Origin of the sequence: Vibrio sp. SCSIO 43140 (assembly GCF_023716585.1) — a bacterium.
In the GTDB taxonomy this organism is placed as follows: Bacteria; Pseudomonadota; Gammaproteobacteria; order Enterobacterales; family Vibrionaceae; genus Vibrio; species Vibrio maritimus_B.
The window spans coordinates 1,808,866-1,824,910 of record NZ_CP071851.1; the positions used below are offsets into that span (position 1 = coordinate 1,808,866).

Annotated in this window: 15 protein-coding genes; 9 read left to right on the plus strand and 6 right to left on the minus strand. The window is 46.9% G+C overall.

The genetic code is table 11. The features are described 5' to 3' along the window. Positions 1 to 8 precede the first annotated feature (8 nt). Complete coding sequence (locus tag J4N45_RS26550; RefSeq protein ID WP_252015754.1) at positions 9 to 917, minus strand: helix-turn-helix domain-containing protein; 909 nt, start codon at positions 915 to 917, stop codon at positions 9 to 11. A 205-nt stretch (positions 918 to 1,122) separates the two neighbouring features. On the opposite strand from J4N45_RS26550, the gene J4N45_RS26555 reads away from it, so the two are divergent. Both J4N45_RS26555 and J4N45_RS26560 read left to right on the plus strand, forming a co-directional pair. Further along, the gene (locus J4N45_RS26555) at positions 1,123 to 2,091 is read left to right on the plus strand and encodes an alpha/beta hydrolase (protein WP_252015756.1); all 969 of its coding nucleotides are present in this window, start codon (positions 1,123 to 1,125) and stop codon (positions 2,089 to 2,091) included. Between the two features lie 18 nt (positions 2,092 to 2,109). Then, positions 2,110 to 2,664, plus strand: coding sequence for a nuclear transport factor 2 family protein (locus tag J4N45_RS26560; protein ID WP_252015758.1), 555 nt, complete (start codon positions 2,110 to 2,112; stop codon positions 2,662 to 2,664). A 66-nt stretch (positions 2,665 to 2,730) separates the two neighbouring features. Here J4N45_RS26560 and J4N45_RS26565 read toward each other — a convergent pair whose 3' ends face one another. Beyond that, positions 2,731 to 3,333: a class I SAM-dependent methyltransferase gene (locus tag J4N45_RS26565; protein WP_252017259.1), complete on the minus strand. Its 603-nt coding sequence runs from the start codon at positions 3,331 to 3,333 to the stop codon at positions 2,731 to 2,733. 152 nt (positions 3,334 to 3,485) lie between these two features. Between J4N45_RS26565 and J4N45_RS26570 the strand changes: the two genes are divergently transcribed. Beyond that, positions 3,486 to 4,190, plus strand: coding sequence for a pirin family protein (locus J4N45_RS26570; RefSeq protein ID WP_252015760.1), 705 nt, complete (start codon positions 3,486 to 3,488; stop codon positions 4,188 to 4,190). Between the two features lie 281 nt (positions 4,191 to 4,471). On the opposite strand, the gene J4N45_RS26575 is transcribed toward J4N45_RS26570, so the two are convergent. The 4 genes from J4N45_RS26575 to J4N45_RS26590 all read right to left on the minus strand — a co-directional run bounded on the left by J4N45_RS26575 (position 4,472) and on the right by J4N45_RS26590 (position 7,821). Further along, positions 4,472 to 4,765, minus strand: coding sequence for a hypothetical protein (locus tag J4N45_RS26575; RefSeq protein WP_252015763.1), 294 nt, complete (start codon positions 4,763 to 4,765; stop codon positions 4,472 to 4,474). A gap of 73 nt (positions 4,766 to 4,838) precedes the next feature. Continuing rightward, positions 4,839 to 5,507, minus strand: coding sequence for an NAD(P)H-dependent oxidoreductase (locus J4N45_RS26580; RefSeq protein WP_252015765.1), 669 nt, complete (start codon positions 5,505 to 5,507; stop codon positions 4,839 to 4,841). Then, positions 5,507 to 6,454: an ankyrin repeat domain-containing protein gene (locus tag J4N45_RS26585; protein WP_252015767.1), complete on the minus strand. Its 948-nt coding sequence runs from the start codon at positions 6,452 to 6,454 to the stop codon at positions 5,507 to 5,509. Before J4N45_RS26585 ends, J4N45_RS26580 begins: the two co-directional genes overlap by 1 nt. A 341-nt stretch (positions 6,455 to 6,795) precedes the next feature. Next, positions 6,796 to 7,821, minus strand: coding sequence for an arginine deiminase-related protein (locus J4N45_RS26590; RefSeq protein WP_252015769.1), 1,026 nt, complete (start codon positions 7,819 to 7,821; stop codon positions 6,796 to 6,798). Positions 7,822 to 8,288: 467 nt separating this feature from the next. On the opposite strand from J4N45_RS26590, the gene J4N45_RS26595 reads away from it, so the two are divergent. The 6 genes from J4N45_RS26595 to maiA all read left to right on the plus strand — a co-directional run bounded on the left by J4N45_RS26595 (position 8,289) and on the right by maiA (position 16,030). Continuing rightward, the gene (locus J4N45_RS26595; RefSeq protein WP_252015771.1) at positions 8,289 to 10,142 is read left to right on the plus strand and encodes an ABC transporter ATP-binding protein; all 1,854 of its coding nucleotides are present in this window, start codon (positions 8,289 to 8,291) and stop codon (positions 10,140 to 10,142) included. A gap of 192 nt (positions 10,143 to 10,334) precedes the next feature. Beyond that, positions 10,335 to 11,756, plus strand: coding sequence for an anaerobic C4-dicarboxylate transporter (locus tag J4N45_RS26600; RefSeq protein ID WP_252015774.1), 1,422 nt, complete (start codon positions 10,335 to 10,337; stop codon positions 11,754 to 11,756). Between the two features lie 401 nt (positions 11,757 to 12,157). Continuing rightward, on the plus strand, positions 12,158 to 13,243 hold the full coding sequence (hppD, locus tag J4N45_RS26605; RefSeq protein ID WP_252015776.1) for a 4-hydroxyphenylpyruvate dioxygenase: 1,086 nt from the start codon (positions 12,158 to 12,160) through the stop codon (positions 13,241 to 13,243). Next, entirely contained in the window at positions 13,236 to 14,390 is a 1,155-nt protein-coding gene (locus tag J4N45_RS26610) for a homogentisate 1,2-dioxygenase (protein WP_252015778.1), read from the plus strand. The genes hppD and J4N45_RS26610 overlap by 8 nt, the downstream gene beginning before the upstream one ends. Beyond that, positions 14,371 to 15,381, plus strand: coding sequence for a fumarylacetoacetate hydrolase family protein (locus J4N45_RS26615; RefSeq protein ID WP_252015780.1), 1,011 nt, complete (start codon positions 14,371 to 14,373; stop codon positions 15,379 to 15,381). The genes J4N45_RS26610 and J4N45_RS26615 overlap by 20 nt, the downstream gene beginning before the upstream one ends. Further along, on the plus strand, positions 15,356 to 16,030 hold the full coding sequence (gene maiA, locus J4N45_RS26620) for a maleylacetoacetate isomerase (protein WP_252015782.1): 675 nt from the start codon (positions 15,356 to 15,358) through the stop codon (positions 16,028 to 16,030). The genes J4N45_RS26615 and maiA overlap by 26 nt, the downstream gene beginning before the upstream one ends. Positions 16,031 to 16,045: the final 15 nt, after the last annotated feature.

Sequence of the window (16,045 nt, forward strand, 5' to 3'; positions counted from 1 at the left end):
AGCTTGACTCATTCACCGTTATGTTGCTTAACAAACTGTCCCGGTGTCACGCCAAAATGCGCTTTAAATGCCCGAGTTAAATGGGACTGATCGTTGAAGCCAAGCTCTTGTGCCGTAACGGCAATGTTTACGCTACCAGCACTGAGCCTCTGCTTGGCTTGCTCAAGCCGTTGGCTCACTAGGTACTGATAGGGGGTCACGCCAGCAAGCTTTTTAAACTCTCGCAGAAAATAAAATTTACTGCACCCCAAGAGATCCGCGAGATCGTCCACCGAAATGTTGCTAGCGATGTTTTCCGCGATATACGCATCAACACGATCCATTTGCCTTTGATCGAATTTAGACGCAGCGAGTTGACTGTTCTTAATATCAACATAGTTGGAGTAGTTTTGAATGTAGTGCGTCGCCAAAAGAGATATCAGATTATTGAGGTAAACAGGACCGTTACGCCCTTTGTTCTCACTCTCTAGCAAGAACAGCTCTATCACACCTTTAATGGACTCATCTAATACATTGTAATTATTGAGAAACTGAAGTGGTACACCCTCTAAATTTAACGGACAAAACTCAAGAAAGACGCTCTCTTCCACAGCCAGGATGACGAAATAGCAGGGCTCATCAATATTGTGTGTAAACGGGGTTTTGGGTGGGTTGATCCAGATGTTACCAGGACTCGTTTTCAGAGATGCAATGCCCTCCTCTTTTTCGACCTCCCAAGTAAGGTCCTGCTCTAAAGCCAGCGCAAAATAGAAATAAGGTGTATGGACATTTTGCGGATAGAAATGCGGCGAACTGCCCTTTTCAATCACGACGCCGTTCCAACCTAAACCTTGATTAGAGTTATCAATATCAAGCACTTGCCCACAATCGGACAGCGCCCCTGTTTCGTGATCTATAAAGGTTAGTTGCGACTTCATCATTCATTCCACTGGTCTCCATATTATTTGAAACTAGCGCAATGTTGACCGTATCGTCAATGACCCAAAAGACAGTTAACTGCACTGCAATAAAGTTCAAAAAGCCAAGCAGGAATGTTCAATCTCAAAACCCACTCCAGAGCTAATCTATATCCAAGTTAGCCAAACAGAGGCTAAGTCGAAAAGTCAGCAAGAGGGATACAAGATGATTAAGCCAGCGCTCATTTCAACAATCGGTCTATTCTCCATATCAGGGATGGCAAACGACCTTGACCAATCTAGCAATCCAGCTCAATACGAGGACACAACTATGCAAGCGATTCAACTCGATACTAAAGTCGGTCAATTAGCAGCAAATCTTTACCTACCAGAAGGTGTAGAGAATCCGCCAGTTGTCGTCGTGACAGGAGCATGGACAACCGTTAAAGAGCAGATGCCAGCAGTTTATGCCCAAGCACTAGCAGATCAAGGCTACGCAGCGGTAACGTTTGATTTTCGTGGATGGGGTCAATCGGGTGACACCGTCAAATACCTAGAAGATCCGACCCGTAAGACAGAAGACATTCGCGCCGTCATCGATGCAGTGGCGAACCTTCAACAAGTCGATGGCAGTCGAGTGGCGGGTCTGGGTATCTGCGCGTCTTCCGGTTACATGATGGATGCGACGGCAGGTAATGACAAAGTGGCCGCAGTCGCACTAGTCGCACCGTGGCTGCACGACAAACCAATGGCAACTGCCATTTACGGCGGTGAAGAGAATGCCAATAATCTCCTTGCTGCTGCCCACCAAGCGGAGCAAAGTGAGACCCCAGTGTACATTGAAGCTGCAAGCCTAACGAACGAAGGCGCCCTGATGTATCAAGCACCTTACTACACAGAAACCGACCGTGGTCTTATTCCAGAATACGACAACCAATATAACGTGGCTTCTTGGGAAGGTTGGTTGAACTACGATGCTCAAGCAAGCGCAGCGACTCAAGATAAACCCGTCATCATGGTTGCCTCTGAAGCGATGGCGCTTCCTGCAGGTGCACATCAATATCTTGACCATGCTGGCAAAAACGTTGAAGCGGTCTGGCTAGAAGATGTCTCTCAGTTTGATTTCTACGACCAACCAGAAGCCGTTCAAGCCGCGGTTGCTGCGATGACCAAACACTTCAAAGCCAACCTGTAATTAAAGGGAGCTAAGAAAATGCGTATTCGTAACCTGTTTATCTTGTTAATTGGAGTAGTCTCAATGAACGTGCATGCTCAAACCCATGCTCTATCTAAGGATGAAGCGATCATTCGTAGCAATATTCAAAGCTTCTCAGCAATGGCTGACCAAGGTGCTTTTGAATACTTAGGTCGACTGTTTGCCCCGCAAGTGACCGTGGACTATACCTCACTGTTTGGTGGCGAAGCAGCGCCCGTTGACCGTACGGATTTAATGAATCAATGGGCGGCATTCTTACCTGGCTTTGATGCCACTTACCATGACCTTAGCAACCTAAGAGTGGATGTAAATGGCAACTCTGCAAGCGCATTCGCAGATGTTACTGCCAGCCACTGGCTTGGCGATGACGGTTTTTGGGCGGTATCGGGTAACTATGAATTTACGCTTCAAAAAAGTGGTGATAATTGGGTGATTACATCTGTGATACTCAATAGTCAAAGTGAGTCTGGAAGCCGAGACATTCTAGGTGAAGCACCTAAAAACGCAGAGCAAAATCTCTCTAAAGAGCAATCTGAGCTAGTAAAGCTATAAAAGGTAGGCTATTACCGCAAAGGCGCCCATGATGGCGCCTTTTTTGTGGTGACAAACTCTCAAGTGTCAGAGACCTTTCTCCACAATCAGATAGGTGTGAAGCTCTGGGTGCTGATCAAACTCTAAGTGGCGAATGATACAGCCAAGATCCATAAACAGTTTCAAGAACCCATTTGTCCCCAGAGAAGAGTAGTAAACCTCGGGGCCCATAAAATCATCGGTATGCTCCCCTGCTTCTATGGTGCCGCCAAATGAGAAGATGAACACGCCACCAGCATTTAGGCTTTCCACGATTTTGGTTAGCACCGGAACTTGTTGTTCTAAAGGGATATGCCAAATGCTATCCCATGCCGTGATAAAGTCATACTTGGATGGCAGTTGCCCTTCGCAAATATCTCGATGATGAAAGGTCACATCAGGGTGTCGCTCCCTAGCAAGCTCAACCATCTTAGTCGAGATATCCAGACCTTCCGGCTCAAACCCTTGTTGGCGAAGTAAATCGATAAATCTTCCGGTACAGCCACACCCAATATCCAACGCTCTGCCGTTTTCTTTAGCGAACCCTAGTGCACGTTTATGAGCTTGGATCCCGTTATTTCGATTGAAATCTTTGCTTTGCCACATATAGGTGATCGTATCGTACGCTTGACCTATCTGACGGGGTTTGATCATTGCTAACTGTCCTGCTCGATAACTTGATTCATACAGTCGATCTTCAAAATTGTTGACCGACCTATTCGAATTACTCCCGTTCATTGTTAATTACCGCGCGTCTACACTAAATCCCAACGCTACAAAGTTACAAGCAAGGGAGACTTATTATGATCACTGTCAGACACTCGCAAGACCGAGGCCGTGCAAATTTTGGCTGGCTGGATAGCAAACACACTTTTTCATTTGGGAGTTACTACGACGCTGATTATATGGGTTTCTCAGCGCTACGTGTAATCAATGATGATATTGTGCAAGCTGGCGCGGGCTTTGATACTCATGGGCATCGCGATATGGAGATCATTAGCTATGTACTTGAGGGAACTATCGAGCACAAAGACAGCGAAGGTAATGTACAAAGTTTACCTGCTGGCGAGTTTCAACTGATGTCAGCGGGAAAAGGAATTTACCATAGCGAATACAACGGCTCAGCCACCGATGAGCTGCGGTTCTTACAGATTTGGATTCAGCCAAATGAGTTCGGTAAAGAGCCTGGCTATCAACAGAAGAACTTCGGTCGCTCGTCGGGCATCACTACTGTTGCTACTCCGGATGGTAGAGATGGGACTTTACAGATAAAACAAGATGCTTCTTTACATCAATTAATTTTGGAACCGGGAGCTAAGTATCGTTACGAGATAGAGCAAGGTCGCAACTTGTATATACACCAAGTTGAGAGTTCGCTCATCATAGGGGAGGAAACTCTAATGTCAGGCGATGGTGCCAAAATAGAGAACGAGAGTGGCTTACTGCTGAAGAATTCCTCATCAGAAAGGGCTATAGCTTTAATATTCGATTTACCGGAATCTGTCTAGCGCTCTAGCGATTCGGCTAAACTCATACTCCAAATCTCGGCCTATCGTTCGAATTTGATGGAAAATATCGAAGCCAAGAATATTTTCCATCTCTCTGGGGTGTTGACTCGCGATCACCAGCCCAAGAACAAGCAATAGATACGTGACTAACCTACTCAATTGATATCCTTATCTTTTTTGAGATTAAAAATTGCATTCACTATTGAATAGCAACTCAATAAGGTAGTCTAAAAAAACTTGAGCAAATGTCCAATCTATTTGAGAATAAAACCTGTTCCCGGTTAAACACAGAGCATGCTGCGAATAATATAGTGCGCCTCTGAGAGCATAGCCTCATCCCCAGAACATATGACATCGAGCGGTTTCTTACCGTCAAAGAAAACACTCTTCGATGGTTGCTTCAAGAAACTCATTTTGCGAGAAGAGTCCGGATACAACATCTGAAGACACTCTTCGATTCCTGAGATGTGCTCCCGCTGTAATTCTAGGTTGCCGCTATCCACAACGTTTTGTATTTGTTGAGGACTCGCTCCCCAAGATTGCAATATAGATATGGTGCGCTCTGTTATATTCATGTGCTGCTTACCTTTAAAACACTCTGTGATGCTCAGCGACGCCGGATGTTAGAAACACCGCCACGCTAGATTATTAGTAATGACCAACATCAATTGGAGATTCATCAAAAATGGCCGCTAAGCGCTGTCCATAACGCTCCAACTCATCAGAACGCTCTTCTAGTGACATTCGAGCAGGACCAAATACCTTCTGCGGTTCCAATACTGAGAACCCTGTAAACTCAAACACGCCTCGATGAATCGGTCGCAGAATCACGTCGAGATCGCCATTCCAACCGTCTTTTACGTACAAGTCTTGGGGTCCGCCCATGGTCACACTGAGCATGGCTTTTTTGCCTTTAAACACGCCATTTTCATAAAAGCGCCCACCGCCATAAACGCGACCCATTGCAAACACTCGATCAACCCATCCTTTTAACATCGCGGGCATACCGAACCACCAGAGAGGGAACTGAAAGATCACTAAGTCACTCCACTCTAGCTTTTTGATCTCAGCTTCGATTTCTGAAGAGAAAGTCCCCGTCTCACTGGCGTGCATTTCCTCTAGTTGCTGTTTGAAGAACTCAGCGTCGTTAACATCAGAGAAATTATGTCGTCCCGACACAGGATTAAAATTCATCTCGTGCAAATCAGAAGTTTTTACTTCGTGCCCTACGGTCTCAAAGCTCTCAATGGCGCGGTGAAACATGGCACCGTTGAAGCTGTTTGGTTCCGGATGCCAGTAGACAATAAGTACGTTCATTAGTTTTTCTCCAACAACTCGACGATATCTTGGTATTGATACTCTCTCGCAAGCTCGAGCGGTGTTTTCCCATCAAAACTCACGAGTTCTTTACTCGCGCCCGCTTCGATCAGCACTTTTGCAGCCTCGGTATGACCATGCCAAATAGCGTCGTGCAACGGGGTATAGCCGTTATTAGGGCCTTGAGCATTCAAGGTTTCTTTGAATCCAGGGTACTGTGCTAGCAGTTTTATTACGTTGGTTCTGCCGTTATATGCCGCTTTATGGAGCGGGATTGCCTTCATGTAATGATCGGGGATCGTCTGATCACCACCGTGCTCCATCAGAATATTCAAAGATTCGACCAAACCATCTCGAGCAGCAACCATTACCGCAGTGTGTTCGTCATTGCCAGAGGCTGTAACCGCAGACGTCGCATTTAACGACGACCAGTCTCCAAGTGCATTTAGCTTTGCCGCTTTTTGCTCATCTGACAGCGCCGCATCAGTGACAATTTGATAGGCACTTAGTGAAGATTCGTACTGCGAACGACTTGCGTTGTAGTCAATAAAGATCTGCTTAAGTTGGTTAGCTTGTTGCAGGCCAAACTTGTCTTCTTCACTTGCACCGAACTCGGTCAGATCAGCCGCTTTTAGCCCAAACGTTGAAATGATTTCAGTATTAATCAAAGGCTGATCAAGCAGTACTGTTACCACCTCGGGCTTACGATGCCAAACCGCCACCATCAGAGGCGTCACACCATGTTTTGGCGTTTGTAAGTTAATAAACGCTCCGGCATCAATCAATGCCAACACCCACTTCGTCGACGACTGCTGCGACGCAATGTGAAGCGGTGAGTTACCCATTTCACTATCCAACTGATTAACGTCAGCACCTTGTTCAATAAGCGCGCTAAAGGTGTCGTAGTCACCAGAAATAATCGATTGATGGAGTTTCGGTAAGTTCATCTCAACCTCACTTGGTCTGTGTCGTTTTGGTGGAGTTAGTATCGACCATTCTTTTATTAACTTGTAGCGCTTAATTAATCACCATTAAGATAACTATTAGTTAATGAAATGACGTTTAACTCTTTTGCTTACCTTCATTCTAGTTGCTAAAACAACAGTTTCACTGTGACGACACGAGTACTGGGAGTCTAAGCTACAGTGATAGGCATAATTAAAGTCAGACGAGAAGAGTGATGGAGTTTTATTAAGCGGGCGTCAAAATGCTCGTTTGATTATCTGGTTGAGAATAATGAAGAGAAAGGATAACAATCAGCCCATAGAATGGGCTGATTAGGAGGCAACTATAACGCTTGGGAGCGAGTCGGCAAGAAGACTTCGCCCAACATACATCGAACGCTTCCACCACCAATGCTTTCTATGGTAGATACGTCAAATGGCAGTAATTTCCCGTGGGTGGCAAGCTGCTGTTTTTGAGCGGGAGTAAAGGCGTTAAAGGCCGATTGCGACATGGCAATCACCTTATCACCATTCACCGTTTCCAATTGCAGGATGTTGCCGCAAAATTGGTTTACTTGTTCCAGGCTTATATCAATAACCTGTTTACTGTTCGCAAGTGACTTAACCACAAAACGTCTCTCGTATTCAGGGATGACCTCTGAACATGTCACCGCAAAGTACTCTCCGATCGCCATCATCACGTTGGTGTGATAAATCGGTTGTCCTGATGGTAGCGCAGTCTGGAAGGAAACCACTCGATGGTAACCAATGCGTTTAGCGTAATCCTCAAGGGCTTCACGCTCACAGCGCTGAGATAGCGCCGCATAGATGGTTTTGTTGATGTGGTCTTTCACCATAACGCCTGTGCTTTCGAGAAACGCGCCTTGGTCAATGTACCCAAGCAGATTATCTGTCGAAACCACCTGCCTACCCGCAGCGTTTAAGCTGCTTATTAGTGCATCAGGTCTCACCTCTCGCTGGCGATTCTCACAGGCCATTGGGAAGGTAAAGAATGCACCATCATGGGTCGTGCTAAACCAGTTATTCGGAAACACAGCATCCGGCGTTTCTTTGGCTTCAGACGGGTAGTCAAACTCTACTACTTGCACGCCTTCTTTACGAAGCCCTTCAACCATAGCGTTGAACTCAGACATCGCTTTTTGCTTCACAGAGCTCGCATCAAGGTCAACTTGATGCTGAAATTCATTGTCCGCGGCGGTCTCTGCGTTAAAACCAAACTCTTTCGGCGGTACCATAACCACACAATTGGCGTTTTGAACCGACTTCCCTACTCGGACTACTTTGCTTTGGTTGATTTCGTCTTGGTCGACAAAACTGAGATCGCTGCGTGCTGTCATTCCGTGATTCATAGAACATCCACTTAACTAGAAATGTTTTCAACAATCCTTAAATTGTAAATAACGTGTTAAATATTAATTTACTGAATACTGAATTGAATCACAGAGTAAACAAGAATGTTTACTGCTAGATGACATGAAAACCGCAAATCTTCCTGCACAAAAGTCAGGCATAAATGAAAAATATGCACCAAATTGTGGATTATTATTCCGAGTGACCACGAAAATAAGGTGTTTATCTGCGGCAGTTATTGAGAGAGGTGGTTAAAAGCTATACACTTGTCATCATCTGATTCGTCAGATCTCTTTCATGTGTTCTAACCTGCGAAACGGAACATTCGCTATGTAAAATCAAAACAATAACGCTCTTACTATTTACTCTAATCCCATGACTTCAAAAGCGGATTGGAGGTTTTCTTGTCTCTTCTTGAAAGTACCCCTCTACAACTGAGGCACTTTACAACGTTACTAGGTGAATCATGTTTAAACGCTTTGAAAAATTTACCGAAGCTTTTCCAAAGCAAGATCCTGAGAAGCCGCCAGAGGGCATACTCGCTTTCTGTCGTTACTACACTCGGGGCTTTGAAAAGCCCATTATTTTAATGTCACTGTTCTCGACCGTCATTGCGATCGCAGAGGTGATGTTGTTTGGCTTTATGGGTCAAATAGTCGATTGGTTGACAGCGAGCGACCCGCAAACCTTCTTGTCTGAAAACGGACACACCCTGTTTTGGGTCGGCTTTTGTGTGCTTGTGGTACTGCCTACCATTCTATTAATCGCCTCCTTGTTGGTGCACCAGACTCTGCTTGGCAACTACCCAATGGCGATCCGTTGGCAGGCGCACCGTTACCTGCTTAAGCAAAGTCTCTCCTTCTATCAGGATGACTTTGCTGGACGAATTGCCACTAAGGTGATGCAAACCGCACTCGCCGTTCGCGAGACCGTGATGAAAACGGCTGACGTATTTGTTTACGTGTCGGTCTACTTCACATCGATCTTAGTGATGCTAGCTGCAGCGGATTGGCGTCTCATGATGCCGATGCTGGTTTGGCTTTGTGCCTACATCGGCATCCAGATCTACTTTGTGCCTAAGCTGAAAAAGGTCGCGACGGAGCAAGCGGATGCCCGCTCAACCATGACAGGACGCATCGTCGATAGCTATACCAACATCTCTACTGTCAAACTCTTCTCGCATACTGATCGTGAGACCGAGTATGCCGAGAAAGGTATGAAGGGATTCTTGGATACGGTCTATCGTCAAATGCGCCTGGTGACAGGTTTTGATGTCGCTGTTGAGTTTACCAACTATGTATTGCTGTTTACGGTTACCTCTATCTCTATCTATCTTTGGATGGATGGCGCTATCTCAGTTGGTGCGATCGCGATTGCGATTGGTTTAGCGTTACGTATCAATGGTATGTCGATGTGGATCATGTGGGAAGTCGGTGCCCTGTTTGAAAACATGGGTACGGTTGTGGACGGCATGAAAACGCTCTCGAAGCCCATTGATATTAAAGATGAAAAGGACGCGAAGCCTATCGTTGTTGACCAAGGCGGTATCGACTTTGATGACGTGAGTTTCCACTATGGTGAAAACAAAGGGGTAATCAGTAATCTTAATCTGAACATCAAGCCGGGTGAGAAAGTTGGCTTGGTTGGGCGTTCAGGTGCGGGTAAGTCAACGCTTGTGAACCTGCTTCTGCGTTTCCACGATGTAGAAGGGGGCAATATTCGCATTGATGGGCAGTCAATCTCAAAAGTGACTCAAGACTCGCTGCGAAGCAAGATTGGTATGGTGACACAAGATACGTCACTGCTGCACCGTTCTATTCGCGACAACATATTGTATGGTAAGCCAGATGCAAGCGAAGAAGAGCTGCTTGCGGCAACCAAACAAGCGCATGCACATGAGTTTATCGAAACGCTTACCGACCCGTTTGGCAACAAGGGCTATGACGCTCAGGTTGGTGAACGAGGCGTCAAGCTTTCCGGAGGTCAGCGCCAGCGTATAGCCATTTCGCGAGTGCTACTCAAGAATGCGCCAATACTAATTTTGGATGAAGCTACCTCAGCGCTCGACTCCGAGGTAGAAGCCGCTATTCAAGAGAGTCTTAACGAGCTCATGGAAGGCAAAACGGTCATCGCTATCGCTCACCGCCTGTCTACCATCGCTGCGATGGACCGCCTTATCGTACTTGATAAAGGCGAAGTCATCGAGCAAGGCAGCCACAAAGAACTGGTGGAACTAGGTGGGGTGTATGCCCAACTTTGGGCACACCAGACCGGCGGCTTTATTGGCGCTGAAGACAAAGACGATAGCAACGTCGCGTAGACTGAAAAGCGGAGCTACATGGCTCCGCTTTTTTATTTCATTTCAATCACATATATGACAATCCAGCAACAATGTGACCTTGTGTAGAAATTTGCACACTCGTTTAAATATGGGCGATTTTCCGTATCTAGATCAGTATTTGATACTGCATACGGGCGCATGATAACTCTGTCGCTATTAAAAGGAGTTGTTATGTTTTATGTTCACATGCTGCTGCTTCTGGCAGTCATTTTTGTAGGTATACGCTACGGCGGTGTCGCCTTCGGTTTATTGGGCGGTCTCGGCGTTTCTATTCTTAGTTTCTTCTTTGGTATTGCTCCCGGGACGCCACCTATTGGCGTTATGCTCATTATTCTTGCGGTTGTTGCAGCTTCCGCAACGCTTGAAGCAACAGGCGGTCTAAAACTACTGGTTCAATACGCTGAAAAATTGCTTCGTAAGCACCCATCTAAAGTGGTTTTCCTTGGTCCTCTTTGTACCTATTCACTGACTGTGATGGTCGGTACAGGTCACTCGGTATATCCACTGCTACCCGTTATTTACGATGTAAGTATCAAGCGCGGTATTCGTCCTGAACGCCCTATGGCGATTGCAACGGTTGCCTCGCAAATGGGGATCACTGCAAGCCCTATCGCAGCGGCAGCAGCCGTGGTCATGGCAACAGCAGCGACAAACAACCTTGATATCACCTTGGGCCAAGTGTTAATGGTGACCATTCCTGCCACCCTTACAGGCGTCTTAATTGCGGCAACTTGGAGCTTGAAGCGCGGTAAAGAGCTGAACGATGATCCTGAGTTTCTTGAGCGTATGAAAGATCCTCAGTTTAAAGCGCAGCTTATCGATACCAGCGAAGCGAGTACTGGTGAAGCTGGAATGAAGGAAAACCAGACAGCAAAACGCGGTCTTACTGTTTTCTTACTGGGTATTCTGACCGTTATCTGTGTGGCAATGTTTGGTAAAGATCTTGGCTTATTACCAGACGGTGTGAGCACATCTACCGCCCTACAATTCTTAATGCTGTCGGTCGGTGCGATTATTTTGCTCACTACCAACGTTGACCCTAAAAAAATCGTCAACACCAACGTGTTTATTGCCGGTATGAGTGCAGTCATCATCATCTTTGGTATCGCCTGGATGAGTGACACCATCATCGCTTACAACAAGCCTTACATCATCAGTTTGGTTGAGGACGTAGTAAAGTCGCACCCTTGGACCTTCGCGATCGCTATGTACGTTTCGTCCGTCTTCCTTAAAAGCCAAGCGGCCGTGCTGACCATCATGCTACCTCTTGGATTCGCGTTAGGCATCCCAGCAGAAGTCTTAATTGGCGTTCTCCCTGCTTGTTACGCTTACTACTTCTTCCCATTCTACCCATCGGACCTTGCTGCCATTACCTTTGACCGCTCTGGTACCACTAAGATTGGTAAATATATCCTTAACCATAGCTTCCTGATCCCTGGGTTCATTGGCGTGATTACCGCCACGGCTATTGGTTATGCAATATCGACAGGCATGCTTCCTATCTGGTTATGGGCAATCGCCGTCGCTGGTCTCGCATTTGCTGTAAACAGCTACATGAATCGCTTGAGCAGTGAGACGCTAAAACTGGCGTAAAAGTGCAACGAAAAACGTGATAACAAGTGGAGTCGGACAAACGACTCCACTTTTTTATTCTTCATGCTCCCCGTTTCAGAGAAACTAATGTGCGGCTAGTTAGGTGTACAACAAGGTTTACTTTTTTAACATTTCATTTACACCAACATTCTAGAATCCTTTTACCGGTTAGTGCTTAGCTTTCTTTTTATTTCAATAAGTTAATTGACTGATGTTCTCAACGTTAACCGTGATATTTACTTTGTAGCAAATTTGTTACAGCAATAATACTCTGACTGCGTTTTTGTCTAACGCTTTGACCCTATTCCCTTTTCCCTCAACTTTGCTCAAATTTAAGTCATGTCCCCTACAACAAGGTCTTCCAACGAAGAAGACCATCTTATTATCAAAAGGAAATGACCATGACTATCAACTTCAACCCTCTTGGAACCGATGGCTTTGAATTCGTTGAGTACACTGCAACAACGGATGACGGTATCAACGACTTGAAACGTCTGTTCGACTCGCTAGGGTTTGCCGAAATTGCCAAGCATCGTTCAAAAGAAGCCTGGCTCTATCGTCAAGGCGACATCAACTTTATTGTTAATGCTCAACCGCATAGCCAAGCTGAGGAGTTCGCGCGTATTCATGGTCCTTCGGTTTGTGGAATGGCTTTTCGAGTCGAGGACGCAGCGAAAGCGATGGCGCATGCGTTAGAAAATGGTGGTGAGCAATATGTCACCGAGATTGGTCCTATGGAGTTGAGCATTCCTGCGATTTACGGCATTGGTGAGAGCCTGCTTTACTTTGTTGACCGCTATGGAAGCAGCAGCATCTATGATGTGGATTTTAAGTTCTACCCAGATGCACAAAAACGCCTAGCTGAGCAAGATGTCGGGCTCTATGAATTGGACCACCTTACTCACAACGTAAAACAAGGCAACATGGATGTTTGGTCGGGCTTCTACGAACGCATTGGTAACTTTCGAGAAATTCGCTACTTCGACATCGAAGGCAAACTCACAGGACTTGTCAGCCGCGCAATGACGGCTCCATGTGGAAAAATCCGCATTCCTATTAACGAATCATCCGATGACAAATCGCAAATCGAAGAGTTCATCCGAGAATACAACGGCGAAGGCATTCAGCACATTGCGTTAACCACAGATGACATCTATCAGACTGTACAAACACTGCGTGATCGCGGCATGGACTTTATGCCGACACCTGATACCTACTACGAAAAAGTCGACGCTCGAGTTAAAGGTCATGGTGAGGATGTAAGCCGTCTGCAAGATCTGCGCATTCTTATCGATGGCGCACCAATGAAGGATGGCATCTTACTGCAGATCTTTACTCAAACCGTGATTGGTCCAGTGTTCTTCGAAATCATTCAACGCAAAGGCAACGAAGGGTTTGGGGAAGGTAACTTTAAAGCGCTATTCGAATCGATAGAAGAAGACCAGATCCGCCGCGGCGTACTAAACGAGGTGACCGACGATGCGTAAATGGCCAACGTTCCCTCATCGCGAGGGGACTTATTCGAAGCAGGCTCATGCGGATTTCCCTGAAGAGGCGATCTATGAGCGTGAAGCTGGTCGCGAGGGCTTCTTTGGACCAGCCAGCCACTTTCACCACCAGCATGCACCAACGGGCTGGTCTGAATGGGAAGGTGAACTCAAGCCGCGTGCATTTAATCTCAACCATGTTGAATCTGCTCACCAAGCTTCGCCCTGGGCTGCCCCTAGCATCCTTGAGAATCGCGAATGTAAAGTGCGAGTATGGAAGCCAACAGAAAAGATGTCAGGTCTTGCTCGCAACGGTGACGGCGATGAATTGCTGTTTATTCATCAAGGAAGCGCAGATCTTTATTGTGACTATGGTCATCTTGAGATTGAAGAAGGAGATTATGTGCTGATCCCTCGTTCAACCAACTGGCGACTAGAGCCCAAATCGCCGATGTTCATTTTAATGATAGAAAACACTGGTGCAGCCTTTGCCCTGCCTGAAAAGGGCATTGTTGGCCAACATGCGGTATTTGATCCAGCAGTGCTCGAACCACCCGCAATTAATGAGCGCTTTGAGGCGCAATACAGTGAAGAGCAAACCACGGTGTCACTCAAGCGCGGCAACAAAATCAACACCATTACGTATCCGTTTAACCCGCTGGATGCGATTGGCTGGCACGGAGACTTATCGGTACTCAAGCTCAACTGGCGAGATATCAGACCGCTGATGTCTCATCGCTATCACCTACCACCGTCAGCGCATACCACGTTTGTCGGCAACGGATTTGTCGTCTGTACCTTTGTACCAAGACCCATTGAGAGCGATCCCGGGGCACTGAAAGTTCCGTTCTACCACAACAATGATGACTACGATGAAGTGCTGTTCTACCACGCAGGTGACTTCTTCAGTCGAGACAACATCGAAGCCGGTATGATGACGTTCCACCCTGCTGGGTTCACACACGGCCCTCACCCTAAAGCGTTCAAAGCAGGGCTTGAAGCTAAGAAAACCTTTACCGATGAAGTCGCAGTAATGATAGATACGCGCAATGCGCTGGAGCACAGTGTCGAAGCCGAGGCGGTGGAAAACCGCGAATACGTTTACAGCTGGAAAGCAGGGAATTGGTATGAAACTAGCAACACTTAACAATAACACCCGCGATGGCCAGTTGGTTGTCGTCAGTCGCGATCTCAGCCATTGTATTGCCGTGCCTGAGATTGCGCCAACGCTGCAAGCTGCTCTTGATAACTGGCAGCAGCTGGAGCCTCTTCTAGAAGAAGTTTACCTCGGTCTAAACCAAGGCATTTTGCTGCAAGCGCTCCCATTTGAGCAGTCGCAATGCGAATCCCCCCTCCCAAGAGCTTACCAATGGGCGGATGGCTCGGCTTATGTCAATCATGTAGAACTGGTTCGCAAAGCACGCGGCGCAGAAATACCAGAGAGCTTTTGGACTGACCCACTGATGTATCAAGGCGGCTCAGATACCTTTTTGGCCCCACACGCGCCTATTGTGATGGAAAGCGAACAGTGGGGCATCGACTTTGAAGGCGAAGTCGCTGTCATTACCGATGATGTCCCGATGGGAGCAAGTATGCAGACAGCGCACGATGCCATCCGACTGCTCATGCTAGTCAATGACGTATCACTGCGTGGATTGATTCCGGGTGAACTTGCCAAGGGATTTGGTTTCTTTCAATCCAAGCCTTCATCCGCATTTTCGCCAGTCGCTGTCACGCCAAATGAACTTGGCAAATCATGGCACGACAGTAAGGTTCACCTGCCGTTGATTTCACATTACAACCGTGAGCCATTCGGTCATCCAAACGCGGGCGTTGATATGACCTTCGATTTTGCCGAGCTCGTTGCTCACGCTGCGAAAACCAGACCACTTTCGGCAGGCTGCATCGTTGGCTCCGGCACAGTCTCGAACAAGCAAGGCACCGAATACGGCACATCTATTGAAGAAGGTGGCGTTGGCTATTCATGCATTGCAGAGAGACGAATGATTGAGACTATTCGCGATGGTCAGCCAACCACATCGTTTATGCGCTTTGGCGATAGCATCAAGATAGAAATGCTGGACAATAACGGCCAATCCATCTTTGGCTCGATTGAGCAAACGGTCGAGGAATGTTGAGGGTCATGATTTGATTCTATACGACTACTGGCGGTCATCGGCCGCTTATCGGGTACGGATAGCGTTAAACCTAAAAGGTATTTCGTTTCAGTCCGTACCGATAAATCTCATCAAAGATGGGGGGCGGCAACACTCGCCCGACTACGCCGCACTCAACCCGAATGAACTGGTGCCACTACTGGTTGATGGTGAAATAACACTCAATCAATCACTGACCATCATCGATTATCTCGATGAGCACTATGCTGGGCCGCAATTGACACCCAGCAAGGGTAAGGAGCGTTATCGGGTGAAGGCACTGGCGCAGGACATTGCCATCGACATTCATCCAATCAACAACCTCAGGGTAATTCAGCAATTAAGTCAAAGATTTGATATCGATGAGCAGGATAGGGTGCACTGGATGCAGCATTGGATTAATACCGGCTTTGCTGCGCTTGAGAAAAAGCTGGCACCGGTTAGTGGCATCTATTGTGTTGGGGATGAGGTGAGCCTTGTTGATGTCTGTTTAGTGCCTCAGGTGTACAACGCTCAGCGCTTTGGCGTCGACATGTCGGCCTACCCAAACATAGATGAAATAGCGGGCAGGCTTAATGAGCTCGACGCCTTTCAGAGAGCGGCACCCGACAATCAAAACGACGCTACATAACTGAATAGACAACTT

Excerpts from the sequence above, each read along its gene's own strand:
- J4N45_RS26550 (WP_252015754.1), bottom strand. The coding sequence starts at position 917 with ATGAAGTCGCAACTAACCTTTATAGATCACGAAACAGGGGCGCTGTCC.
- J4N45_RS26555 (WP_252015756.1), top strand. The coding sequence starts at position 1,123 with ATGATTAAGCCAGCGCTCATTTCAACAATCGGTCTATTCTCCATATCA.
- J4N45_RS26560 (WP_252015758.1), top strand. The coding sequence starts at position 2,110 with ATGCGTATTCGTAACCTGTTTATCTTGTTAATTGGAGTAGTCTCAATG.
- J4N45_RS26570 (WP_252015760.1), top strand. The coding sequence starts at position 3,486 with ATGATCACTGTCAGACACTCGCAAGACCGAGGCCGTGCAAATTTTGGC.
- J4N45_RS26575 (WP_252015763.1), bottom strand. The coding sequence starts at position 4,765 with ATGAATATAACAGAGCGCACCATATCTATATTGCAATCTTGGGGAGCG.
- J4N45_RS26580 (WP_252015765.1), bottom strand. The coding sequence starts at position 5,507 with ATGAACGTACTTATTGTCTACTGGCATCCGGAACCAAACAGCTTCAAC.
- J4N45_RS26585 (WP_252015767.1), bottom strand. The coding sequence starts at position 6,454 with ATGAACTTACCGAAACTCCATCAATCGATTATTTCTGGTGACTACGAC.
- J4N45_RS26590 (WP_252015769.1), bottom strand. The coding sequence starts at position 7,821 with ATGAATCACGGAATGACAGCACGCAGCGATCTCAGTTTTGTCGACCAA.
- J4N45_RS26595 (WP_252015771.1), top strand. The coding sequence starts at position 8,289 with ATGTTTAAACGCTTTGAAAAATTTACCGAAGCTTTTCCAAAGCAAGAT.
- J4N45_RS26600 (WP_252015774.1), top strand. The coding sequence starts at position 10,335 with ATGTTTTATGTTCACATGCTGCTGCTTCTGGCAGTCATTTTTGTAGGT.
- hppD (WP_252015776.1), top strand. The coding sequence starts at position 12,158 with ATGACTATCAACTTCAACCCTCTTGGAACCGATGGCTTTGAATTCGTT.
- J4N45_RS26610 (WP_252015778.1), top strand. The coding sequence starts at position 13,236 with ATGCGTAAATGGCCAACGTTCCCTCATCGCGAGGGGACTTATTCGAAG.
- J4N45_RS26615 (WP_252015780.1), top strand. The coding sequence starts at position 14,371 with ATGAAACTAGCAACACTTAACAATAACACCCGCGATGGCCAGTTGGTT.